The sequence below is a fragment of the Rhodococcus tukisamuensis NBRC 100609 genome (assembly GCF_001894985.1).
In the GTDB taxonomy this organism is placed as follows: Bacteria; Actinomycetota; Actinomycetes; order Mycobacteriales; family Mycobacteriaceae; genus Rhodococcus_G; species Rhodococcus_G tukisamuensis.
In genome coordinates this window covers 136436-159016 of sequence record NZ_BCXG01000007.1, presented here as the reverse complement: position 1 = coordinate 159016, position 22581 = coordinate 136436, and the positions used below count along the sequence as shown (strand labels likewise).

At 68.7% G+C, this 22581-nt stretch carries 23 protein-coding genes; 12 read left to right on the top strand and 11 right to left on the bottom strand.

Translation table 11 applies throughout. The features are described 5' to 3' along the window. Positions 1-157 precede the first annotated feature (157 nt). Positions 158-598 (top strand): PAS domain S-box protein, encoded by a 441-nt coding sequence (locus tag RT2_RS10530; protein ID WP_083577298.1) that lies wholly within the window; start codon positions 158-160, stop codon positions 596-598. 384 nt (positions 599-982) lie between these two features. Here RT2_RS10530 and RT2_RS10525 read toward each other — a convergent pair whose 3' ends face one another. The 4 genes from RT2_RS10525 to RT2_RS10515 all read right to left on the bottom strand — a co-directional run bounded on the left by RT2_RS10525 (position 983) and on the right by RT2_RS10515 (position 3777). Then, positions 983-1642 (bottom strand): alpha/beta fold hydrolase, encoded by a 660-nt coding sequence (locus tag RT2_RS10525; RefSeq protein ID WP_371851157.1) that lies wholly within the window; start codon positions 1640-1642, stop codon positions 983-985. Then, positions 1534-1776, bottom strand: a complete 243-nt coding sequence (locus RT2_RS26810; RefSeq protein WP_371851154.1) for an alpha/beta hydrolase — start codon at positions 1774-1776, stop codon at positions 1534-1536. The genes RT2_RS10525 and RT2_RS26810 overlap by 109 nt, the downstream gene beginning before the upstream one ends. A gap of 154 nt (positions 1777-1930) precedes the next feature. Then, positions 1931-3067, bottom strand: coding sequence for an NAD(P)/FAD-dependent oxidoreductase (locus tag RT2_RS10520; RefSeq protein WP_072844732.1), 1137 nt, complete (start codon positions 3065-3067; stop codon positions 1931-1933). After that, positions 3064-3777 carry a peroxiredoxin gene (locus RT2_RS10515; protein ID WP_072844731.1) on the bottom strand — a complete coding sequence of 238 codons (714 nt, stop codon included), beginning with the start codon at positions 3775-3777 and terminating at the stop codon, positions 3064-3066. The genes RT2_RS10520 and RT2_RS10515 overlap by 4 nt, the downstream gene beginning before the upstream one ends. 716 nt (positions 3778-4493) lie before the next feature. Here RT2_RS10515 and RT2_RS10510 point away from each other — a divergent pair. Further along, entirely contained in the window at positions 4494-4715 is a 222-nt protein-coding gene (locus tag RT2_RS10510) for a hypothetical protein (protein WP_139191176.1), read from the top strand. 623 nt (positions 4716-5338) lie between these two features. Here the strand turns inward: RT2_RS10510 and RT2_RS10500 are convergent. Next, positions 5339-6988, bottom strand: coding sequence for an alpha/beta hydrolase (locus tag RT2_RS10500; protein ID WP_072844820.1), 1650 nt, complete (start codon positions 6986-6988; stop codon positions 5339-5341). 525 nt (positions 6989-7513) lie between these two features. Here RT2_RS10500 and RT2_RS10495 point away from each other — a divergent pair. After that, positions 7514-8341, top strand: a complete 828-nt coding sequence (locus tag RT2_RS10495) for a hypothetical protein (RefSeq protein WP_072844819.1) — start codon at positions 7514-7516, stop codon at positions 8339-8341. Between the two features lie 39 nt (positions 8342-8380). Here RT2_RS10495 and RT2_RS25430 read toward each other — a convergent pair whose 3' ends face one another. From RT2_RS25430 to RT2_RS10485, 3 genes are all read right to left on the bottom strand, one after another. After that, the gene (locus RT2_RS25430) at positions 8381-8842 is read right to left on the bottom strand and encodes a hypothetical protein (protein ID WP_139191177.1); all 462 of its coding nucleotides are present in this window, start codon (positions 8840-8842) and stop codon (positions 8381-8383) included. Between the two features lie 236 nt (positions 8843-9078). Beyond that, positions 9079-9888 (bottom strand): thioesterase family protein, encoded by an 810-nt coding sequence (locus tag RT2_RS10490; protein ID WP_072844729.1) that lies wholly within the window; start codon positions 9886-9888, stop codon positions 9079-9081. Beyond that, the gene (locus RT2_RS10485; RefSeq protein ID WP_072844728.1) at positions 9885-10790 is read right to left on the bottom strand and encodes a RecB family exonuclease; all 906 of its coding nucleotides are present in this window, start codon (positions 10788-10790) and stop codon (positions 9885-9887) included. The genes RT2_RS10490 and RT2_RS10485 overlap by 4 nt, the downstream gene beginning before the upstream one ends. Before the next feature lie 88 nt (positions 10791-10878). On the opposite strand from RT2_RS10485, the gene RT2_RS10480 reads away from it, so the two are divergent. Further along, entirely contained in the window at positions 10879-11745 is an 867-nt protein-coding gene (locus tag RT2_RS10480; protein ID WP_072844727.1) for a tRNA (adenine-N1)-methyltransferase, read from the top strand. A 20-nt stretch (positions 11746-11765) separates the two neighbouring features. Here the strand turns inward: RT2_RS10480 and RT2_RS10475 are convergent, their stop codons facing one another. Next, a complete protein-coding gene (locus tag RT2_RS10475; protein ID WP_072844726.1) occupies positions 11766-12248 on the bottom strand; it encodes a WKL family lipoprotein in 483 nt (160 codons plus the stop codon). A 171-nt stretch (positions 12249-12419) separates the two neighbouring features. On the opposite strand from RT2_RS10475, the gene arc reads away from it, so the two are divergent. Beyond that, positions 12420-14195, top strand: coding sequence for a proteasome ATPase (gene arc, locus RT2_RS10470; protein ID WP_072844725.1), 1776 nt, complete (start codon positions 12420-12422; stop codon positions 14193-14195). A gap of 63 nt (positions 14196-14258) precedes the next feature. Here the strand turns inward: arc and RT2_RS10465 are convergent, their stop codons facing one another. Further along, positions 14259-14810 carry an NUDIX hydrolase gene (locus tag RT2_RS10465; protein WP_072844724.1) on the bottom strand — a complete coding sequence of 184 codons (552 nt, stop codon included), beginning with the start codon at positions 14808-14810 and terminating at the stop codon, positions 14259-14261. Between the two features lie 35 nt (positions 14811-14845). On the opposite strand from RT2_RS10465, the gene RT2_RS10460 reads away from it, so the two are divergent. The 7 genes from RT2_RS10460 to prcA all read left to right on the top strand — a co-directional run bounded on the left by RT2_RS10460 (position 14846) and on the right by prcA (position 21057). Then, a complete protein-coding gene (locus RT2_RS10460; protein WP_072844723.1) occupies positions 14846-15232 on the top strand; it encodes a nitroreductase family deazaflavin-dependent oxidoreductase in 387 nt (128 codons plus the stop codon). Between the two features lie 76 nt (positions 15233-15308). Beyond that, on the top strand, positions 15309-16550 hold the full coding sequence (locus RT2_RS10455; RefSeq protein ID WP_371851153.1) for a hypothetical protein: 1242 nt from the start codon (positions 15309-15311) through the stop codon (positions 16548-16550). A gap of 437 nt (positions 16551-16987) precedes the next feature. Beyond that, positions 16988-17338: a hypothetical protein gene (locus RT2_RS10450; protein ID WP_245709260.1), complete on the top strand. Its 351-nt coding sequence runs from the start codon at positions 16988-16990 to the stop codon at positions 17336-17338. Between the two features lie 158 nt (positions 17339-17496). Next, positions 17497-18996, top strand: coding sequence for a depupylase/deamidase Dop (gene dop / locus RT2_RS10445; protein ID WP_072844721.1), 1500 nt, complete (start codon positions 17497-17499; stop codon positions 18994-18996). Between the two features lie 182 nt (positions 18997-19178). Further along, positions 19179-19373 (top strand): ubiquitin-like protein Pup, encoded by a 195-nt coding sequence (locus RT2_RS10440; RefSeq protein ID WP_072844720.1) that lies wholly within the window; start codon positions 19179-19181, stop codon positions 19371-19373. Next, the gene (gene prcB / locus RT2_RS10435) at positions 19370-20254 is read left to right on the top strand and encodes a proteasome subunit beta (protein WP_072844719.1); all 885 of its coding nucleotides are present in this window, start codon (positions 19370-19372) and stop codon (positions 20252-20254) included. Before RT2_RS10440 ends, prcB begins: the two co-directional genes overlap by 4 nt. Beyond that, positions 20251-21057 (top strand): proteasome subunit alpha, encoded by an 807-nt coding sequence (gene prcA, locus RT2_RS10430; protein ID WP_072844718.1) that lies wholly within the window; start codon positions 20251-20253, stop codon positions 21055-21057. Before prcB ends, prcA begins: the two co-directional genes overlap by 4 nt. A 66-nt stretch (positions 21058-21123) precedes the next feature. Here the strand turns inward: prcA and RT2_RS10425 are convergent, their stop codons facing one another. Further along, the gene (locus RT2_RS10425) at positions 21124-22542 is read right to left on the bottom strand and encodes a bifunctional phosphatase PAP2/diacylglycerol kinase family protein (RefSeq protein ID WP_072844717.1); all 1419 of its coding nucleotides are present in this window, start codon (positions 22540-22542) and stop codon (positions 21124-21126) included. Between the last annotated feature and the right edge of the window lie 39 nt (positions 22543-22581).

Sequence of the window (22581 nt, the reverse complement as noted above, 5' to 3'; positions counted from 1 at the left end):
ACCCTTGGCCGACGCGCGGCGGTTTGCGGGACGCGTCGGGAAATGTGTGGTCGAATCGGATCCTGCAGGTGGTGCGTGGTTCGTCGGGCCCGCGCGCTTACCCACTACATGAGGGAGCCCCGATGACCGAGAAGCGTAGGCGACTGACCCTCCTCGAATGGCTCAAGAGCCTGCGCTACCGGTTGACCCGATGACCGGTCCGAGTCGAGGTTTGAGCCCCGAGGAGTACCGACATCTGTTGTCGCGGAATCCGATCGCGATGATGGTCCACGACCAGAACTCCCGATTGCTCGAAGCCAATCAAGCGTGCGCCCACCTGCTGGGCTACAGCCTGACCGAGATTCTCCGGCTCGACGCTCGCGATCTGGTCCATCCCGACGACCATGTCGAACGAGACAGAGAGACCGACGCACTGATGTCCGGCGCCGTCGACTCCGTTTCCGCCTCGGCCCGCAAGTTGCTACGCAAGGATGGCGAAACCTTATGGGTGCAAGCCAGCAAGTCGGTGATACGCGGGGACAACTTCGGGAAGATCATGGTCTTCTTCGACAAGTCCTGGACCTTCGAAGTGTGGCGGGAAGGCGAGACCCGGGCATGAAGTAGGACGTCCGCGGTTGGTGGCGGCGTCCGGCCAAGCCCTGTTCGCAACTCGACACGCCGACGCATGGTGAGGCCAGATATCTCCGACATGCGGGCCGAGAACGGTTGACATCGCCAGTTTGCCATGTCAACCGTCGGCGGACCCACCTGGCGGCGGGCGAGCCAGCATGTCGAGTTGCGATCTGAGGCCGCTTGCGCAGTCGGTGATGTCAGCAACAGGTGACGCCTGCGGGGCGACCGCCCGGCTTGCCTCCCGATCTCGCAAGGCCAAGGGCCACAACTCGACAAGGCGGCACGTGCACCAGGCCGGCCCTGTTGTGGATGGAGGGGTGTTCACCAATGGCGAGCTGGAACGCGAACGCAGGGGCTGACCCTGAGCGAGTCAGGTTATCGAACGTGCGAACTTGTCGACCCGGTCGGCTACTTCATCACGCCAATGCGGTTCGAGCGGCTCATGCGGCATGCCAGGAACAACGTTAGCGGTGACGCCGAACCTCCTGGCAGTTCTTTGTGCTTCCCTGACCGTGAAGATCGCATCATTCTCACCGGCAATGACCGTCATCGGGATGGCGGGGATGTTCTTGCGTCGAGGCGGCAGCGCGAAGGTCATCTCGATAGCGGCGGGATACGAATCGTCTTGAAGGTGACTGTGCATTTCGCGCACTCGCTCTTCGGTCGTGTCGGGCCCGAGAGCCCACTCACGGAGGTACTCCGGCTTCTCCATGATCGGCATCAGGCTCAGCATGAGATGACTGCGAAGCCACAACAGCGGATGGCGGCGAATCAAACGCACTGTGAACCCGCGAGCCCCCGCCGCTGGCACCGGAGCGAGCAATACGGCGGCCGCCGCGGGGTGTCCTTTCGTCAAATACCGTTGAAGGACAAACCCGCCCATCGAGTGGCCGACAATCAGCGGCGGCGTGGGCAGTGAATCTACGACAGAGCGGACGTCGTCAACGTAGTTCCTGATGCTCGCCCAGCGGAGTTTGTCCTGCCCTCGCTCTTGCCGTGACCGCGCAGGCTCAGTGCATACACTTCCCAGCCGAGTTCGGTCAGCTTGTCGATGAACCCGTACTCCCAGCACCAAGCGCCAACCCAAGCGCCGTGCACGAGCAGAATCGGAGGGCCGTTCGGAGTCCCGACTGGTTTGCGATGAATCAGTTCGAGTTTCGGCACGATCTACCCTCCGTAGCAGCAGCAATCAATTAAAAGCTGATCTGCAGAGTGAGACTTCGTCGAAAATACCGAACTTCGTTGGATTTTCGGCAATTACTACGGAACCTCACACAGAGCCGTTCGGCGCAACCCGGTCCTGGTGGACGGGCAAGGTTCAATCGCAGCCACGGAACCAGCGACTGCGCCTGCTGCGAGCGAATTCGACTTTCTCGGCGGCCAGCTCTGTGCTCGGGCCGAGGAGCACGCCGGTCGGTTGCGGTCCGCTGAGGAAGTTGGCGTGCACCTTGCCAACCTCGCCACGGCCGAACTCGATGAAGCACTCGCCGGCGCCGTCATACGGTGGCGGTGGAGGCGTTCCACGAAGACGGGCGGTGATGTCGTCGGCGACCACCCGTGCGGCACGCTCGGCGAACACCCCCGCCTTCGCGGTGTAGGCAGCAGCGACGTCTCCGATCGCGTACACGCCGTCGAACCGGGTTGCCAAGTTCGTTTTCTCCACCGGAATCCAGCCGTCAGGCGCGAGTCCGGACGCGGCAACCACCGCCGGTACCCGATGGATCGGGATCCCGATGAACAGGTCGTACGGGATGCCGCCGCCCTCGGCGAAGTCCGCGCCGATCCCCGTGTCGCCTACCCGGCACACCGTTCGCTTGGGGACGAAGGTGATTCCACGCGCGGTCAGGTGTGCGAGCAGGGGCTCGGACACCTCTTTCGCGACCGGCACCGGGGCACCCATGTACCCGGCCACGGTGATCGTCACACTGTCGCGCAGGCCGCGACCTGTGAAGTAGTCCTCGAGCAGGAAGGCTGCTTCGAAGGGCGCCGGTGGACACTTGTAGGGCTCACCGAGCACACTGATGACGACGTTGCCGCCGTCGAACGTGGGCAGCGCATCGCGGAGCCTCTCGGCGCCGGCGAGGGTGTAGTAGTCGTAGCCGCGCTCGGTGAACCCAGGAGTGGCCGCGGGGTCGTACTCCGCGCCGAGGGCGACGACCAGGAAATCTGCCTGGTAGGAGCCGTGGTTTGTGCGGACTCGACGATGTTCTGGGTCGATCTCGGTGATCGTCTCCTGTCGGAATTCGACGCCGGATATCCCGAGTCCTGTGTAGGGCAGTCGCACTTCCTCGGTGGTGTGTCTACCCAGCAGCACATCTAGTTTGGAGAAGCCGAAGGCGAACGCGTCGCTGCTGTCGATCAGCGTCAACTCGGCGTCCTCGGCGAGCGTTTCGGACAGGCGGGTGGCTGTCTCGAGGCCGCCGAACCCCGCACCCAAGATCAGTATGTGAGTCATCGTTGTGCCGCCGCTTCGTGCTGATCCGCCTGACCGGACATGCTGGTCGACGGCGGGCTTGCGACGATGCGAAGGTACGGGCGTGGTGCTCGCCAGCCATCGGGATAGATCCTGCGGGCTTCCTCATCGGTGACCGAGCCTGCGATGATCACGTCATCGCCCTGCCGCCACTGGGCCGGGGTGGCAAGGCCATGGAGAGCTGTCAACTGCAGCGAGTCGATCACCCGCAGTACCTCGTCGAAGTTGCGACCCGTGGTCATCGGGTAGACCAACACCAGTTTGAATTTCTTGTCCGGACCGATCACGAACACGTTGCGCAACGTGGCGTTCTCGGCCGGAGTACGTACGCACGGATCCCCAACAGTGTCGGCAGGCAGCATCCCGTATGCCTTCGATACAGCAAAGTCGGTGTCGGCGATCAACGGATAGTTGGGGGCCACGCCCTGAGTTTCTGCAATGTCGTCGGCCCACCGGGTGTGATTGTCGAGCGGGTCGACAGACAATCCGATGATCTTGACATTACGGCGGTCGAACTCAGGCTTGATCTTCGCCATATAGCCGAGTTCTGTGGTGCATACCGGAGTGAAGTCCCGGGGATGTGAGAACAGTACTGCCCAGCGGTCGCCGATCCAGTCGTGGAAATGGATCGGCCCCTCGGTGGTCTGCGCAAAGAAGTCCGGTGCCGTGTCTCCGATGGTCAGCAACGCCATGACATCCTCTAATCGTCCGTTCGATGTGGGGATCAGCTCGACTGCGTTCGTCCCGGATTCTGTGCAGTCAGCTGGCATCTGGCCGTGGCTGCAATGCAGGTCGTCAGCTATCGCCGTCCTGCGACTGTCCACGACCACCACATCCAGTACACACCCGGACGACTTCCCGGCATAGGGCGTCAGAGTGGAGGACGTCGGCCGCCGACCAGCGGCGCTTGACCGCCGAGCGGATGTCAATCCGGAGACTATACGGACCTGGGTTCGGCGGGGCCGAGTCTCGGCCGTCAGAACGCGGGGGCAATGGGGCCCTCCCCGGGCGCTCGCTGCCTCCGGTCCGCTCCGCCGCCGTTGGGACAGATCCCGGACTTCTGCCAGGTGGGTTCGGCCATCGTCCGGGTCGGGGTGGAGACCGAGAACCTGGTGTGCGGTCGCGGCCGCCCTGCCGGCATCTGGTGTGCTGACCCGCACCGTCGTGGTGCACACGGACGGGGCGAGGGCGGGAACCGGCACGGCTCCGGTGTACGCCGTCGTCACCGCACAGCACCCGCCGCGACAAATGGTCTCCGAACCGGTGTCGGTCCGGTTCGCCGATGGGGACGCTCGCGGACGGCAGGGAACCCGTCGCCGAGTCCGCGGTCGCGGCAACATGGCCGCCCATCCCACCGCGATAGCCTGTGCCGCGGGAAATGACGACAACTTCGAGACAGGGGGCTTCGATGGCTGGTCCGTTCAGGCAAATGGTGAGTAGTGATGGACAGTTTCTCGACCTCGAGGAGTTCGTCAAGACGATCGACAACCCCGGCGATGTCTACGGGATGGTGGAAGAAATGTTGGGGATGATCTGGCATCTGGCCAACCGGGTCGCTCAGGCGACCGGTGAAGATCCCGCCGCGATCATCGAGGGTGCACGGGCACAGTTCGACGATGGTCTCGACTGAGGTCAGCATCTCCAAGGGGGTCAGTTATCACCTGCCGTCTGGGGGTTGGCCTTCACCTGCCGTCGACACCGACGACAGCGATCGTGCCGTCTGAACCTCGCAGCTCGAGAACGGTGTCTGACGAGGTGAGGGGACTCGGGCCATCCCACAGAGATCGCTCGGCGACGAGGTGGGGAGTTGTGAAGGTGGGGCGCCCGATCCGTCACAGAGCGGGCGCCCCACACCGACATCTCGGACGCCGACCAGGGACTGTGGCCCGGGCACGCTGACGGCGTCCAGCTGAGGGCCCTCCCGGGCGCTCGCTGCCTCCGGTCCGGTTGCGTTCGCCGTCGCGGGGATACGGCCGGTGTGGTGCCCGCCGGGGGAATCGAACCCCCACACCCTCACGGGTACCGGATTTTGAATCCGGCGCGTCTGTCAGTTCCGCCAGGCTGCGCCGCTACTACCGGGCCCCAACTACGGTCGAAGATCAGGCCAGAAGCGACGGTTGAAACCAGGCCACCCAACCACGAGCAGCCAGCAGTACCGCGGCCTTACGCCTTCCAGATGGTGCTGATCGCCTCATATTCGAGAAGATCGGCGCCGCCCGCGCGGCGGCCCCGACCCCGATCAGCCCGGGCGGTTCACTCGCCCGTCAGCGCCGCCTGCACCCGATCGGTGTCCGCCTGCGACCGCCCGGGGTCGGGCAGGATCCGCGCCCACATGTCCGCGGCCTCCGGGCCGTAGGAGTGACCGTGCCCGGCGGGTACGTCGGCCGAGAACACCATGTCGAGAGTGACCTGCCAGAACGTGACCAGGGGCAACCACCCCATGTTCGGGTCCACGTCGCGACCGCGCGGTTCCGTGAGCCAGTCCGGCTCGTTGAACAGCAACGACGGCGACCACCACACGATCGGATCGCTGGCGTGCTGCCAGTACACGATCCGGCGCGGACCCCACTCGGCGTCCAGGTCGAGGTCCGCGGGATCGGCTGCGAATCGGACGGACCTGCCGCCGTCGACCACCGGGCGGATCTCGGTGGAGCCGGCGTCCCGGTCGGCCGTCACCTCCCGCCATTGCGGGGTGAAGTTCGGGGTCCCCGACCACAACGCGCCGTCCACCCGGGTGGCCATGTCCTGGTAGCCGGCGAACGCGTTCTGGCCGCCGTATGAGCCGAGGCTCTCGCCGAACACGACGAGTTTCGGCCTCGACTCGACGGGCAGGTCGATCCAGCGCGCGAAGACCGCGTTGAACAGGGCCCGGCCCGCGACCTGTGGGGTCTCACGATCGGCAATGAACGCCAGCGGGCTCGGCAGGAACGAGTACTGCATGGACGCGATCGCCGTGTCACCGCCCTCGAGGTATTCCAACGAGGAGGCGACGCTCGGGTTCACCCACCCGCGACCGGTGGTGGTGTTGACCGCCAACACCTTTCGCTCCCACGCCTTGGTGCGGTCGAGTTCCGCGACCACGAGATCGGCCACGGCCGGCACCGAGTCAGCAGACTCGCGGCCGGCATAGGCGCGGATGGGCTCGAGTGCCGGGCGACCGGTCACCGCCTCGATCTGCGCGGCATCGGGCCCGCGTCCGACGAAGGTGCGGCCCTCCTGCCCCAGAGTGTCCCAGGCCTGCGCGGACGCGGGCGACCCGCTCCGCTCCGGCGCCGTCGGCTCCACCACGCCCGCCGCGGTGTCGTTGTCCGCGCCGGAGAAGCTCCAGTTGGCAAACGCGATGAGGCCGTTGTAGAGCGCGCCGTTGACGATCAGCACTCCGAGGGTCACCGCCACCACCAGGCCCGCGACGTTCGCGGCCGGGCGCGGCACGAATCGTCGCGCGAACGCGCTCAGCCTTCGGGTGCCGGCTCGGATGCCCCGCGCGGCCTCGAGCAGGACGAACCAGACCGCCGCCGCGATCAGGAACACCAGCAGTACGTTCGCCCCGTTGGTCGGTTCGACGGCGACGAGATCACGTATGTAGTTCTGCCAGCGCGCGCCGAGCACCAGGAATACCGGGACCAGGACCAGCGCCGCGAGACCGAGCACCCACCAGCCGATCCGGCGGGTGCGTGCGGACCACGTCGCCGTGACGCCACAGGATCGCACCAGCCAGGCCGCCGTGCAGCCGAGACCGTAGCCGAGCGCGACCGAGATGCCGGTCGCGAGGCCCTGGAGGTACCAGGCCCGCGGCAGCAGTGACGGGCTCATCGACCAGGTGAAGAACACCAGCGCCGTCGCCAACCCGACGGGATGCAAGCGGCCTCCGTGTCGCCGCAACCGGTTTCGAAGTCGCTGGATCCTGGACGCGGGGTCGGGCGCGGCTGCGGTCACGGCGCTCGCGTCCGCGCCGACTGTCTCGGGAGCTGTCTCGGGAGCTGCAGTCATGATCGCCAACATAGACGGTTGAGGTGGTTGAACCGTCCATGTTTGATGTACACCTTTGCCGGGGGTGATGAAACCTGGGCCGAGTCGGCGAGTCAACCGAACTCGGGTCAGTCCGACGGCTCGGGCCTGGGACCGGGCGTGGCTACCCCTACCTCGATCGCGGACGACCGGAGCCCATCCGTGGCCCCGGCCGCGCCACCGACAGCAGCCGTTCTCGACAGCTAGAGCGTGTCTCCTGTTTGGTGAGGAACCGCAGCCAGGTGCAGACCGCTGAGAGCATGACGCCGGCGCGGCACCCGTTCATCCTCACAGTCGTAGCGGTTGCCAGCCCGCGCCACTGTCTGAGTGCGGCGACGGCTCGTTCGACGCCGGGGAACTGGGCGATCATGGATTCGACAAGACGCGCGGGAAGGTCGAACCCTGATGGAGGAAACAGTGATGGCGGAACGCTCCGTCTCGGGCAGGCGAAAGCGGGCGGACTATGGCGAAGTGGCGGGCGCGGTCCTTCAGGCACTCCCGGACGAGGGGCACCGCGGCGCGAACCGCCTCAGCGTCGCGCTCATCACCGACCCGGAGTCGTTCGATGCCCTGCTCGCGGCATTTCGGCGGGTCGAGGCGGCGCATCTCCGCGTCGGCCGGTGCTTTCTGACGCTCGACGATCCGAACCAGTGCCTCTACACGAGCGGACATGCGCGCGCCAAGCACGATCTGGACGGGGACATCGCGTACCCGGACGACGACACCGACGACGCGCTCGCCGTCTACGACGCGGCGGTGTTCGAGTCGGCCGGAGCGGCGCTCCGAGATCCGGACCGGGCTGTGCGCTGGGAGGACGTGGGCAACTCGCTCGTCACGGCGCCGAGCGACATCGAGGCGTTGGTGGCGCTCAATCGAGACCCGGGGTTGGTCGTGGACGACGTGCACGTGGTGCAGTGCCTGCCGACAACGGACCACACCGATCTGCTCGCCGACCTGCCGAACGGCTACTTCGCCGGCGACTGGACGCCGTTCGAATGCCATGCGGTGGCGCGCCGGATGGGCGAGCGGCACGGGTACGCGCTGATGGGGATCGGTGCGTCCACGCTCGGGTTCCTCAGCGTCCTCGATCCCGGGCAACGGGACGCCGACGCCCTGATCGCCGATCTGCGGGAGCTGTACGGGCATCGTGACGTCGACGCCTGGAACGAGCTCGCGGACCTGCTGCGGGGGTCGGCGGTGCTACTCCTCGGATACACGGAGAACTTCGCGGACCTGACAGAGACTTAGTCCGTCACAGGTAATCGAGTGCTTACAGCGCCTGCGTCCTCACCGGCCCGACTCGGAGTCGAGCCCGCGTGCTGGGGCTCGCACGACAATCGGTCGGGACGGTGTGCCCGCTTCCGTCACAGGTTCCCGTAGGCCGAGCTGCTCGGCTTCGGCAGCAGAATCGACCACGGCAGATATCGCCCGTTGCAGGCGAAGGAAATCCTCCCAGTTTCCGTCGCATTCGATCGAGGGGAGCCCGAAGCTCTCCGCTCGTCGAGCCCAGGTCAAATGCACCTCGGTAAAGCGTTCGGGATCCTCTACGTGCTGGCAAAGAACGTCGTCAAAGGCGACATCGTGTGCTGCTACCTCAACGGCGACCCCGAACAACGGATGCTCGGCTGACACTTCCACAGCGACTTCCTCGGCGATCCCGGAGTGAGACACGTCGCATTCGTCGTTGGGCCGGGCGGTCGCGCACCATCCTTCGGGCAATGCGGAAAGCTGTGACTCGGTCAGGGACATGCGCTTCTCTCAGTCAACGTGCGAATGAGTTGAACGGCTGGCGCGTGGTGACGCGGACGAGCCGAATGCTGGACGGGCAGGAGGATTCACGCGAGTGCCTTCAGCTCGGCGGACGGACTGCGGCAACAGCACACCTGCTGACGACGGCCGCCCCGCCCTCCGGCGACGGCGCGACGGCATGCGGTCGCGATGGACGATTGCGATCGCATGCCGCCCGTGTCGACGCCACCCGCGGGCTAGCGGCCGCGGACCTGCAGGGTCTGGTTGATCCGGCCGACCGGGCCGGACTCGTCGTGCAGGACGCCCGCGCACATGCCGACCCCGTCCGGGCCGTAGGACGTCTCCGCGGCGATGCCGACCCACTCGCCCTCGGGAACCCGGAAAAGGTGCACCGTCACGTCGGTGTTGAGGAACGTCCACTCGGCCGGGTCGAGCTTGGTTCCGACCCCGTTCGCGACATCGGCCACCACGAACAGCTGCTGGACGGGGGAGAGTGGTTCGCCCTCCACGAGAACGGCATTCGGGCGCGCCCACATCTGCCCCGGGCCCTCGCAGCCGATGTCGGTCAGCCACATCCACTCGAGGCTGGTGACGAACCCGGTGTCCCAGAACGGGCCCTCCAGTGCCGTCTCGTGTGCCTGCGACCGCGGGGCCAGTGCCGGGTCGCCGGCATGCGCGACGGCGGACGAGTCGGCGGTCTGCATGCGCCAGCCGGTGCCGCGGGCCACCGCGCGGGCGGTGCCGTCCGGGCCGGCGGCCCACAGCTCGGCGACCACGAGCTCGACCCGGCGGCCGGGCCGCTCCACCCAGGACCGCACCTCGATGTCGGCGATGGGGACCGGGCCCAGGATCTCCACGACCACTCGGGTCAGCCGGGTGTCCTCACGCGACTCGCACCGCTCGAGTGCCCGCACCAGCAGCGCCGACGGGGGTGCGCCGTGCTGCATGGCCGGCCCCCAGGTGCTCTCCGTCAGCGCGGTGCTGGCGAAGCGCTCGGTGCCGTCGGCGTCCCGTCCCAGCGGGAGGTAATAGGCCTGGTCACTCAATTGTCGATCTCCTCGGAACTCTCGTCTTCAGAACTACCGGCGCCCGATGCGGTCGGACCCTCGGGCCAGCCGGGGTAGGGCGGCGGCGTGCCACCGAACGCGGGGCAACGGACCTTATGATCGCACCAGTTGCACAACCGCCCGGGATTCGGTGGGAAGTCCCCGGTCTCCCCGGCGGTGCGGATCGCCTGCCAGATCGCGGTCAGGGTGTTCTCGAAGCGGAGCAGCTCCTCCTCGTCGGGGGCGTAGGTGAGGATCTCCCGGTCCGCGAGGTACAGCAGTCGCAGTTGCGCGGGCACGATTCCGCGGGTGCGCAGCAGCACCAGCGCGTAGAACTTCATCTGGAACAACGCCTTGGACTCGCTGGTCTCCCGCGGGGCACGTCCGGTCTTGTAGTCGACCACCCGGAGGTGGCCGTTCGGCGCGACGTCGATCCGGTCGACGAATCCTCGCAGCACCACGCCGTTGTCCAGCTCGGTCTCCACTCCCAGCTCGCAGGACTCGGGATCGAAGCGGGTGGGGTCCTCGAGCTGGTAGTAACCGTCCACCAGGGCCCGGGCCTCGGCGAGGAAGGCGTCGCGCTCCTCGGCCGGCACCGCCTCCGCGACCTCGGGGGACTCGGCGAGCACCCGCTCCCAGGCGGGGCCGAGCAGGGCGGCGGCGCGCTCGGGGACCCGCTCGTCCGCGGGCAGGCCGTAGAGCGCTTCCAGCGCGGCGTGCACGACGGTGCCGCGGATCTGTGCCTTGGACGGTGTCTCGGCGATCCGGTCGACCGCTCGGAACCGGTACAGCAGCGGGCACTGTTTGAAGTCGCCGGCGCGGGAGGGGGAGAGAGCAGGCCGGGAGCGGGCTCGAACGCCGTCGGCGGGGGAGACGGGGGGCGACGTCGCGGGGGTGCTCACACCTGGCAGGGTATGCGCAGGGTCCGACACCGCTGTCGGGGCCGGCGCGAGGGTCGCCGGGAGTACCTACGCTAGGAGCAGTTGACTGATGACAGTGCGCGATGCCAGGCCGAGTGGGCCGTTTCGGGTGGGCGACCGCGTCCAGCTGACAGACGCGAAGGGTCGGCATTACACGGTGGTGCTCACCGAGGGCAAGGAGTTCCACACCCACCGCGGTGGGATCGTGCACGACGCGCTGATCGGCGCCGACGAGGGCAGCGTCGTCACCTCCACCAACGGCACGCCGTACCTCGCACTGCGTCCGCTGCTGGTCGACTACGTGCTGTCGATGCCGCGCGGCGCGCAGGTGATCTACCCGAAGGACGCCGCGCAGATCGTGCACGAGGGCGACATCTTCCCCGGTGCCCGGGTGCTGGAAGCGGGTGCCGGTTCCGGCGCGCTGACCTGCTCGCTGCTGCGCGCGGTGGGGCCCGAGGGAACGGTGCTCTCGTACGAGGTGCGCGACGACCACGCCGAGCATGCCGTGCGCAACGTCGAGACCTTCTTCGGCGAACGGCCGGAGAACTGGGAGCTGACCGTCGCCGACGTGGCGGACTTCGATCCCGAGACCGCGGGCGGACAGGTGGACCGGGTGATCCTGGACATGCTGGCGCCGTGGGACACGCTGCCGGCGATGGCGAAGGCGCTGGTGCCGGGCGGCGTGCTGATGGTCTACGTCGCCACCGTCACCCAGCTGTCGAAGGTGGTCGAGGCGCTGCGCGAGCAGGAGTGCTGGACCGAACCGCGGTCCTGGGAGTCGATCGTGCGCGGCTGGCACGTGGTGGGCCTCGCGGTGCGCCCCGAGCATCGGATGCAGGGGCACACCGCGTTTCTGGTGAGCGCGCGCCGGCTCGCCGAGGGCACCGTCACCCCCAAGCCGCAGCGCCGCGCAGGCAAGGGCAAGGCCCCCGCCTAGGGCTTGTCTTCCAGCCTGCGTCAGCTGACGCAGGTCAGGCGGCCCATCGAGAGGATGGTGCAGACGGCGGTGTCCGAGACGACCCACTTGCCGTCGACCTGGTCGAAGGTCAGGTCGGTGGGGGCACCGCCGTGCGGGCCGGTGATGGTGGCGGTGGCCTTGACGGTGTCGGCGTCGACCGGGGTGACAGCGGTGACCGCGGTGGTCAGCGGGTAGCCCCGCAGGACGCCGTTGAACTGCTCGAGCACCGGCGCCTGCTTCTCGCCCTTGACGATCAGCGCGGCCTTGTCCGCGGCCGGGACGGCGGGGTCGAAGAACGTCACCAGCGTCGCGTTCAGTGCCTCGGTGCTGGGCGCGTCCGCCAGCGCCTCGGTGGCGGCAGCGTCGGCGGTCGTCGTCGTGGCGGTCGACTCGGTGGCGGTGGAGTCGTCGGAACTGCAGGAGGCGACGCCGACTGCGACGAGGGCGGCTGCTGCGGCGGCGAGGGACTTGCGGATGATCACGAATGGGCCTTTCGCTTGCGACAAGACTGCGGATAGATAGGTGAGGCTAACATGACCTAGAACCGGTTCTGGCTGACGGACATCTCACACTGTGTCGTGTCGCTGGTGTCGCTCCGCAGATTCGGCGCGGCGGCTGTAGCGTTGATAGATCGCAACTGGGAGGAGTCGCGCATGAGCGCATCAGAGAATCCGGACTCGTCGGCTGCCAGGGCGGAGCTGGAGGCCCTGCAACTCGAGGCGGCCCGGTTGCGTCGCCAGTTGGCGCAGTCGCCCGAGCAGGTACGCGAACTCGAGGCTCGGGTGGACTCGCTCTCGATCCGCAACTCGAAGCTGATGGACACGCTCAAGGAAGCGCGTCAGCAGCTGATCGCGTTGCGCGAGGAGGTCGACCGGCTGGGCCAGCCGCCGAGTGGGTACGGCGTGCTGATCGGGATGCACCCGGACCAGACCGTCGACGTGTTCACGTCCGGGCGCAAGATGCGGTTGACGTGCTCGCCGAACATCGAGGCGGAGTCACTGCGGCCCGGCCAGACGGTGCGCCTCAACGAGGCGCTCACCGTGGTCGAGGTCGGCTCGTTCGAGCGGATCGGCGAGATCTGCAGTCTCCGAGAGGTGTTGGACGACGGCGAGCGTGCGCTCGTGATCGGGCACGCCGACGAGGAGAGGGTGGTCTGGCTCGCACACCCGCTGATCCTGGCGGCCTCGGACGTCACCGAGCATCCCGTCGACGAGGACATCGACTCCCCGACCCGCAAGCTGCGGCCCGGCGACTCGCTGCTGGTCGACACCAAGGCCGGGTACGCGTACGAGCGGATCCCGAAGGCCGAGGTCGAGGACCTGGTGCTCGAGGAGGTGCCGGACGTCGACTACGGCGACATCGGCGGACTCGGCCGGCAGATCGAGCAGATCCGCGATGCGGTGGAACTGCCGTTCCTGCACAAGGACCTCTTCCACGAGTACGCGTTGCGGCCGCCGAAGGGTGTGCTGCTCTACGGCCCGCCCGGCTGCGGCAAGACGCTGATCGCCAAGGCGGTGGCCAACTCGCTGGCCAAGAAGATCGCCGAGGCCCGGGGTCAGGACGCGAAGGACGCCAAGTCCTACTTCCTCAACATCAAGGGCCCGGAACTGCTCAACAAGTTCGTCGGCGAGACCGAGCGGCACATCCGGATGATCTTCCAGCGTGCCCGGGAGAAGGCCTCCGAGGGCACGCCGGTGATCGTGTTCTTCGACGAGATGGACTCGATCTTCCGCACCCGTGGATCCGGCGTCTCCTCGGACGTCGAGACCACCGTGGTCCCGCAGCTGCTCAGCGAGATCGACGGCGTCGAGGGCCTGGAGAACGTCATCGTGATCGGCGCGTCCAACCGCGAGGACATGATCGACCCCGCGATCCTGCGGCCCGGCCGCCTGGACGTGAAGATCAAGATCGAACGCCCCGACGCGGAGTCGGCGCAGGACATCTTCTCGAAGTACCTGACCGAGCACCTGCCGGTGAACGCCGACGACCTGGCGGAGTTCGGCGGCGACCGCACCGCCTGCATCAAGACCATGATCGAGCGGGTCGTGGACCGGATGTACGCGGAGAGCGACGAGAACCGTTTCCTCGAGGTCACGTACGCGAACGGTGACAAGGAGGTGCTGTACTTCAAGGACTTCAACTCGGGCGCGATGATCCAGAACATCGTGGACCGGTCGAAGAAGTACGCCATCAAGTCCGTGCTGGACACCGGTACCCCGGGCCTGCGCGTGCAGCACCTGTTCGACTCGATCGTCGACGAGTTCTCCGAGAACGAGGACCTGCCGAACACGACGAATCCGGACGACTGGGCGCGGATCTCGGGCAAGAAGGGCGAGCGGATCGTCTACATCCGCACCTTGGTCACCGGCAAGAACGCCAGTGCCAGCCGCGCGATCGACACCGAGTCGAACACCGGCCAGTACCTGTAGGACCGTCAGGCGGCGGTGGCCCGGACCGGTCGACGGTCCGGGCCACCGCCGTCCGGTCGGCCGCTACCGCGGCGCGGCGGTCAGGAAGTCCGCGAGCAGGGCCCGGCTGTCCGGGGCGAACGGCCACGCCGGGTCGGTGAGGTGCGCGCGCAGCTCCGCCTCGGTCCACCACCAGCCGTCGACGATCTCGCTCGCCTGGTGCACCACCGGCCCGTCCCAGCGCCCCTCGAAGGCGAAAAGGTGGCAGCGCAGCAGCTTCCCGTCCCACTCTCCGTCCCAGGAGACCCGGGCCAGGGGAGTGAGGTCGATGCCGTGCACCCCCAGCTCCTCGCCCAGTTCGCGGGCGGCGGCGTCGGCCGGCGTCTCGCCCGGGTCGACGACGCCGCCGGCGAGGCAGTCGTGCATGCCGCCGAACACCGCCTTGGCGGGGGAGCGGCGGTGCACGTAGATCCGCTGCCCGTCGAGGGACCGCAGCAGCACGCCGGAGCTGGCGTGCCACAGTCCCTCCGCGTACACCCGCGACCGCGGGGCGGTGCCCGTCTCGTGTCCCTCGGCGTCGTAGACGGTGACGACCTCGTCCCCGACGGGTGCGGCATTGCCGGGCTGCTGATCCATGTCCTCATCGTGTCACGAGGCGTTAGGCTGACCGAGTGCCTCTCCCGAGGCGGCTGGCCCGCTTCAACAGGGCGGCGACCAATCGCGTAGTGCTACCGGTCGCCGGCCGGCTGCCGGGATTCGCGATAGTCCACCACCGGGGCCGCCGCAGCGGCCGTCCGTACCGGACCCCGGTGAACTGCTTCCGGTACGGCGACGGTTTCCGCTTCGGGCTCACCTACGGGCGGGACAGCGACTGGGTACTCAACGTGCTGGCCGCGGGCCGGGTCGACATCACCACCCGCGGACACCTGCTGGCCCTGACCGACCCGCGACGGGAATGCGACCCCCAGGCGCGGTGGGCGCCCCGGCCGGTGCGCGTGGTGCTTCGGCGCCTCCACGCGGGCGACTACCTGCAGTGCCGTCTCGGCAGCGGAACGTGAGCGTTCTGATCAGGCGTTGACGTGCGCGCTCCGCCACATCGAAAGGCGTGGTCCGATGAGAATGCACAGTCGACAGATGAGCTTTGCCGGGGTGGCGCTGGCGCTGTGTGCCGCCGTCTTGGTTCCGCCGCCGGCGGCCCGCGCGTTCGCCGAGGACATCTGCTACACCGAGGACGGCGCCCCCGCCCACAACTGCGGCCCGCTGCCACCGGTGTGCCCGCTCGACGATCCGGACGCGCCGGTGTGCGGACTGCAGGCGTTCGCGGCGTACGGGTTCACGTTGCGTCGCCCGCTCGGCGGACGCAGCCTCGTGCACACGGACTCGACGTACATCATCGCTCGCAGCGTGGGCTTCTCCGAGCGCGACGCGTACTGGATCGCGGCATACGACGAGGCGACCGATCTGGGGTCGTTCGCCCCGCGCGACGTCGACGGCCGGCTCGTCCCCGACGCGGATTCCCTGACCACCCAGGACATCAGCGGCCTGGTGCGCACCCACTTCGCCACCGGCGGTTTCCTCTTCCACTTCCTGCCGACGATGCGTGGGCCGTCGGATGCCCAGCCGGACGGGCTCAGTCCCGATGCCGACGATCCCGCACACGAGGTCATGCTCACGCACCTGCGCCGGTGGGCCATGGCCGGACCAGGAAGCGCCGCGCCGCTGTGCACCGGAGGCTTCACCAACCCCGGCGCGGACGGCGACTATGCCACCGGCGCAGCCTGTTACGGCGACGCTGAGCCCGCGCAGATCCACGGCGAGTATGCCGTCGAGACCCCGGTGGCCATCCCGTTCGACAACGAGACCGGCGAGCAGGTCATCTCCGGCGACGTGCGGTCCGGGCAGTTCGACTCCTGGATCGGCGACAACGCCTGGAACGCGCGGACCGGCATCTACCTGCATGCGCTCGGCGACCGCATCTCGCACCGGGCCTGCACCGACGCCGGCACGATCACGCCGCCGTCGCCGGATCGGCCGGAGTTCCGCATCGACCTGAACAAGCCCACCTGCGACCAGGGCCCGCACGCGATCCGCCACGAGTACGAGACGGGTGTGGACTTCGCCGGGCTCGAGCCGGGGGACCGGACGACCGAGGCGATGCTGTCGATGGTCTACGACGAACTGGTCGCCTTCGCGCAGGCCCGCGGAACGCTCGACGAGCGCGCGACGCTCCCCGCGACCAAGACGGCACTCGTCTCCGGCGGCCTGGTGCCGGCGTTGCAGATCAGGGAACCGGTCGAGCGGATGACCGCGGTGACCGAGGTCGGCTGCCGGGCCGGGGTGGGGCAGTTCCCGGGCACGCCGACCTGCCTTGCCTGACCGTTTCGGTGGTGCCGCGGCCAGTCGTCATCGCTCGCCATTCACCACAATAATGTCATAACGCAGCTTATCGGCGTTTGAGCCGAAGGCTCGAGCCGTCGGCGAACGATCTAGGACTCGCTCCGAGGGAGGGGGGGGGTGTCGGCCCGAGAAATGGCGCCGCGAAATCGGCAACAGGCCCTGGTGGGGGACGTTAGGGTGCGTCCACTGTTCTGGTCAACGACCGATGAAGGGGATGAGGAATGCACACAGCGGGGGTTCTGCGGGTTGGCATCTTGGGAGGGATTGCCGCCGTTGCGGTGGCGACTGCGGTGTCGCCGATCGCCGCGGCCGCCGGTTCGTCGGGTGGCTCGGCGGACGGTTCGGTGTCCGGTTCCTTGGCTGGGTCGGTGGGGGGTTCGTTCGGAGAGCCCATCGGTCCGGATGCGATCACGGTGATGCAGATTCCCGCGAACGGGATTGCGGTGAGCGGACTCGTCGTGCCGTTTCCCTACAACGGAACGGTGAACGCCGAAACCTCGGATGTTCCCGGACAGACGGTGTTCTCGGCGCCGCTCTCGGACGAGGTCTGCTCTGCAAACGGTTTCGGCTTCCGATCGATCAGGATCGGCTACACCAACGTCGCCACGGGCGATGCGGGATCGGTGGACGTGCATCCGTGCACCACCTTCATGGGGTCGCCACTGGATCGTGTCACCGCGCACACGGGATCCGGACCGGTGGTGTTCACCGTGTCCATCGTCGGACAACCCTCCCTGCCCGGGTTCGGAGGTTTCATCGCTCCCTGAGCGACTGGTTCCCCTCGGCGGCAGGCAGCGATCGCTGCCTGCCGCCGGCTGGCTTCCGCCTCGCCCTGCCGACCACGGATCGCAGCCGACGGCGGCGCGGCGGCGCCGCAAGGGAACAGTCGGAGGGCCGAGCGCATCGACGATCTAGGCTCGTGGGCATGCAGCGCATCATCGGTATCGAGGTCGAGTACGGGATTTCCTCCCCGACGGAACCGACCGCGAACCCCATCCTGACCTCGACTCAGGCGGTACTCGCCTATGCGGCGGCCGCCGGCGTCCCGAGGGCCAAGCGGACCCGCTGGGACTACGAGGTGGAATCGCCCCTGCGCGATGCCCGCGGCTTCGACCTGGGCCGGTTCAGCGGCCCGGCCCCGGTGATCGACGCGGACGAGGTCGGCGCCGCCAACATGATCCTCACCAACGGCGCTCGCCTGTACGTCGACCATGCGCACCCCGAGTACTCGGCGCCCGAGGTCGCGGACCCGCTCGACGCGGTGATCTGGGACAAGGCCGGCGAGCGGGTGATGGAGGCCGCGGCCCGGCACGTCGCGAGCGTGCCCGGCGCACCGCGACTGCAGCTCTACAAGAACAACGTCGACGGCAAGGGCGCGTCGTACGGCACCCACGAGAACTACCTGATGTCGCGGGCGACGCCGTTCAACGCCGTCGTCGCCGGCCTGACGCCGTTCTTCGCCTCCCGGCAGGTGATCTGCGGGTCGGGACGCGTCGGGATCGGGCAGTCCGGCGACGAGGCCGGCTTCCAGCTGTCCCAGCGCGCCGACTACATCGAGGTCGAGGTCGGGCTGGAGACCACCCTCAAGCGCGGCATCATCAACACCCGCGACGAGCCGCACGCCGACGCGGACAAGTACCGGCGTCTGCACGTGATCATCGGCGACGCCAACCTCGCGGAGATGTCGACCTACCTCAAGGTCGGCACCACCGCGCTGGTGCTGGACCTGATCGAGGCCGGTGTCGACCTGTCGGACCTGCATCTGGCCCGGCCGGTGACCGCGGTCCACCAGATCAGCCACGACCCGACCCTGCGTCAGGCGGTCGCGATGGCCGACGGCCGCGAGCTGACCGGCCTTGCCCTGCAGCGGATCTACCACGAGCGGGTGGCGGAGTTCACGGCCCGACGCGGCGACGACGACCCACGGGTGGCGGACGTGCTGGACAAGTGGGCCATGGTCCTGGACCTGCTCGAGCGGGACCCGATGGAGTGCACGCACCTGCTGGACTGGCCGGCCAAGCTGCGGCTGCTCGAGGGCGCCCGCAGCCGGGACGGGCTGGGCTGGGCCGCGCCGAAGCTGCACCTGATCGACCTGCAGTACTCCGACGTGCGGCTCGAGAAGGGGCTCTACAACCTGCTGGTGGCGCGCGGGTCGATGGACCGGCTCGTGACCGAGCAGCAGGTGCTCGACGCGGTGCACAACCCGCCGACCGACACCCGGGCCTACTTCCGGGGCGAGTGCCTGCGCCGGTTCGGGGCGGACATCGCGGCCGCGAGCTGGGACTCGGTGATCTTCGACCTGGGCCGGGAGTCCCTGGTGCGCATCCCCACGATGGAGCCGCTGCGGGGCAGCAAGGCGCACGTCGGCGCCCTGCTCGACGCCGCGGAATCGGCCGCCGACCTGGTCGATCAGCTCACCACCTGAACACCGCCCCCGCGACACGGCCGGGCGCCCGCGTTCTGACGGTGTCGCTCGGTAGGGTGGAGATCCGTGCACGAGGCGCACACTGGGTGTGGCAGGGACATCGACGGTCGAGTAGACCCCGGCGTTCAGGAAGACCCGGTGTGCGGGCGCAACTGAGGAACCTAACGAGGAGGTCGGCGGCTATGGCGCAGGAGCAGACCAAACGCAGCGGCGGTGGCGACGAAGACGACGGCCAGGTCGGCGAGGGAGCGGCCGGTCAGGAACGTCGGGAGAAGTTGGCCGAGGAGACCGACGACCTGCTCGACGAGATCGACGACGTGCTCGAGGAGAACGCCGAGGACTTCGTGCGCGCGTACGTGCAAAAGGGTGGGCAGTGACGGCGGGTCACCCGGCGTCGCGCCCCGCACTCGGGGACGAGCGGCTGCGGTACGGCACGCAGCTGTCCTCGTTCTCCGAACATCTGCGTCTGCATGCGCCGGACCTGTTGCCGGAGAACCGGTTCGACGTCGGTCGCTCACTCCGGACCGGAGGTGAGCCGATGAACGCCGCGGACCTGGCACCGCACGGCACCACGATCGTGGCGGTCTCCTTCGACGGCGGCGTGGTGCTCGCCGGTGACCGCCGCGCCACCATGGGCAACATGATCGCCAGCCGCGACGTGGAGAAGGTGTACGTCACCGACGACTACTCCGCGGCCGGCATCGCGGGCACCGCGGGCGTGGCGATCGAGCTCGTCCGCCTGTTCGCGGTCGAGCTCGAGCACTACGAGAAGATCGAAGGGGTGCCGTTGACCTTCGACGGCAAGGCGAACCGTCTGTCCTCGATGGTCCGCGGGAACCTGGGCGCGGCCATGCAGGGGCTGGCCGTGGTGCCGCTGCTGGTCGGCTTCGACCTCGACGCGGCGGACCTGTCCAAGGCCGGCCGGATCGTCTCGTACGACGTGGTCGGCGGCCGCTACGAGGAACGCGCCGGATACCACGCGGTGGGCTCCGGGTCGCTGTTCGCGAAGTCGGCGTTGAAGAAGACGTACGACCCGCGTGGCACCGAGGAGGACGCACTGCGCGCCGCGATCGCCGCGCTGTACGACGCCGCCGACGACGACTCCGCGACCGGCGGACCGGACATGACCCGCGGCATCTACCCGACCGCCGTGGTGATCACCGCGGACGGCGCCGTCGAGGTGGCCTCGGCCAGGGCCGCGGAACTGGCCCGGGACGTCGTCGCCGCCCGCACCCAGGAAGCAGGTGACATGCCGTGACGATGCCGTACTACGCCTCCGCCGAGCAGATCATGCGAGATCGCTCGGAGCTGGCGCGCAAGGGAATCGCCCGCGGCCGCAGCGTCGTCGTGCTCACCTTCGCGGACGGGGTGCTGTTCGTGGCGGAGAACCCGTCGACCGCGCTGCACAAGGTCAGCGAGCTCTACGACCGGCTCGGGTTCGCCGCCGTCGGCAAGTACAACGAGTTCGAGAACCTGCGTCGGGCCGGCATCATGCATGCCGACATGCGGGGGTACTCCTACGACCGCCGCGACGTCACCGGCCGTTCGCTGGCCAACGCGTACGCGCAGACGCTCGGCACCATCTTCACCGAGCAGCCCAAGCCGTACGAGGTGGAGCTCTGCGTCGCCGAGGTCGGCCGGGCTGGTCAGGACACGCACGCGCAGCTCTACCGGATCACCTACGACGGGTCCATCGTCGACGAGCAGCGGTTCGTGGTGATGGGCGGCGCAACAGAGCCGATCGCGCTGGCTCTCAAGGACAGCTACCGGCCGGGCCTGGACCTGGCCGCCGCGGTGGACGTGGCGGTGACCGCGCTGCGCAAGGGCACGGTGGTGCCCGGCAGTGGCGACGCGGAGCCGCGCACCATCGGCGTCGAGGCGCTCGAGGTGGCGGTGCTCGACCAGACCCGGCCGCGGCGCGCGTTCAAGCGGATCACCGGTGCCGCACTCGCGGCCCTGCTGCCCGCCACTGCCAAGCCGGGGTCGGCCGCGCCCGCACCGAGCGACCCGAAGGCCGACGAGGTCGAGAAGTCCGACGGGGACACGCCGGCAGGAACCTGACGCACCGGCAGTGACCGCCCGTGGGGAAGCCACGGGCGGTCACCACCGCCACGTCGTACACGTGCCTCACCGGTACAGGCGCAGCGCCGCGGGCCGGCTCGCGAACCGGAACTCCCGGCCCCGGCCGATCACCTCTCCGTCGGTCGCCAGTGACACCGGGTCGCCCTGCAGCCGCACCGTGACGGTGTCGGTGTTCGCGTGCGCGTACGTCTGCGAGTTCGCCAGGGTGCCGGTGGCCGTCGCCCACAGCAGCCGGGTGCGCGAGAAGCGCCGGTCCGCTCGCAGATACCGGACGTCGAGCGTGCCCTCGTTCAGGTCCGGTCTCGACAGCGGGACCTGGTCGGACGGCGCGTACCTGCCGTTGCCGACGAACAGCATCCAGATCGAGGTCCGCCGACCGTCCACCGTCGCCGGGATCGGCTCGGCCGAGGCCAGCACCCGGGCCATTGCGGCGGCGGCCGCCGGCCACTTGCCCAGTCGCGGTTCCCACCGCTCACGCAGCCGGACCGCGTCGGGATACCCACCCAGGCTCGCCGTGTTGACGAAGACCGTTGCGGGTTTCCCGTCGCGCAGTACCTCGCCGACATCCACCCGGACCGCGGTGCCCGCCGTCACCGCGTCGCGGGTGGCCTCGACGTCCTCGACGCCGACGTCGCGGGCGAAGTGGTTCAGTGTGCCGCCGGGGAAGACCGCCAACGCGAGGTCGTGCCGGAGTGCGGCGTCCACCGCGGTCACGACGGTGCCGTCGCCGCCGCACACCCCGAGTGCACGGGGCGCCGAGCGTTCGACGGCGGCCTCGAGTTGCGCGTTGACGTCGCCGTCCGGGTCGGCGCGCAGGACGGTGGCGGCCGGCAGCAGACGAAGCAGCTGGTCGCTCGGGTCCTCGTCGGATGCGCCCGATCCCGGGTTGACCAGGATCAACAGGCCGCTGCCGTCGGGCAGGGCGGGGGCGGTCGCGGTGGTGCCGAGGGTGGCGGGCTCGTCCGTCCGGACCGCCCACCAGCGCCGGGTACCGAATGCGACCGCCGCACCGACCACGGCGCCGGCCAGCACGTCCGACGGCCAGTGCACCCCGACATGGATGCGCGAGTAGGCGACCGCGGCGCCGACCGGGGCGAGCGCAACCGCGGCTGCCGGCGACTCCAGGGCCACCCCGGTGACGAAGGCGGCCGCCGAGGCGGCGTGGCCGGACGGGTACGACGACGACGTGGGCACCCGCCGCGGCCGCCGTCCCGGCGCGACGTGCTCCTGGGGCGGTCGGCGACGCGGGAAGACCGGTTTGAGCACGGCGTTTGTCAGCGCGCTGGCCCCGGCGAGGGACAGCACACCGCGAACGCCCGCACGCCGGGTCCGGCCGCCCACGGCGAACGCGACGGCCCCGACCGCGAACCACAACAGGCCGTGGTCGGCCGCGCGGCTGGCCGCGCGCAAGCCGTCGTCGACCCACACCCTCGACTCGACGACGGTCGGTTCCGAGTTCGTCACGGCTCCAGGCTAGGCCGCGCTGGTCACCGTTCGGTGTCC

What these genes read in the sequence shown, in the direction of transcription:
- RT2_RS10530 (WP_083577298.1), top strand. Translation starts at nt 158, where the DNA reads ATGGCTCAAGAGCCTGCGCTACCGGTTGACCCGATGACCGGTCCGAGT.
- RT2_RS10520 (WP_072844732.1), bottom strand. Translation starts at nt 3,067, where the DNA reads ATGACTCACATACTGATCTTGGGTGCGGGGTTCGGCGGCCTCGAGACA.
- RT2_RS10515 (WP_072844731.1), bottom strand. Translation starts at nt 3,777, where the DNA reads ATGGCGTTGCTGACCATCGGAGACACGGCACCGGACTTCTTTGCGCAG.
- RT2_RS10510 (WP_139191176.1), top strand. Translation starts at nt 4,494, where the DNA reads ATGGCTGGTCCGTTCAGGCAAATGGTGAGTAGTGATGGACAGTTTCTC.
- RT2_RS10495 (WP_072844819.1), top strand. Translation starts at nt 7,514, where the DNA reads ATGGCGGAACGCTCCGTCTCGGGCAGGCGAAAGCGGGCGGACTATGGC.
- RT2_RS25430 (WP_139191177.1), bottom strand. Translation starts at nt 8,842, where the DNA reads ATGTCCCTGACCGAGTCACAGCTTTCCGCATTGCCCGAAGGATGGTGC.
- RT2_RS10480 (WP_072844727.1), top strand. Translation starts at nt 10,879, where the DNA reads ATGACAGTGCGCGATGCCAGGCCGAGTGGGCCGTTTCGGGTGGGCGAC.
- arc (WP_072844725.1), top strand. Translation starts at nt 12,420, where the DNA reads ATGAGCGCATCAGAGAATCCGGACTCGTCGGCTGCCAGGGCGGAGCTG.
- RT2_RS10465 (WP_072844724.1), bottom strand. Translation starts at nt 14,810, where the DNA reads ATGGATCAGCAGCCCGGCAATGCCGCACCCGTCGGGGACGAGGTCGTC.
- RT2_RS10455 (WP_371851153.1), top strand. Translation starts at nt 15,309, where the DNA reads ATGAGCTTTGCCGGGGTGGCGCTGGCGCTGTGTGCCGCCGTCTTGGTT.
- RT2_RS10450 (WP_245709260.1), top strand. Translation starts at nt 16,988, where the DNA reads ATGCAGATTCCCGCGAACGGGATTGCGGTGAGCGGACTCGTCGTGCCG.
- dop (WP_072844721.1), top strand. Translation starts at nt 17,497, where the DNA reads ATGCAGCGCATCATCGGTATCGAGGTCGAGTACGGGATTTCCTCCCCG.
- RT2_RS10440 (WP_072844720.1), top strand. Translation starts at nt 19,179, where the DNA reads ATGGCGCAGGAGCAGACCAAACGCAGCGGCGGTGGCGACGAAGACGAC.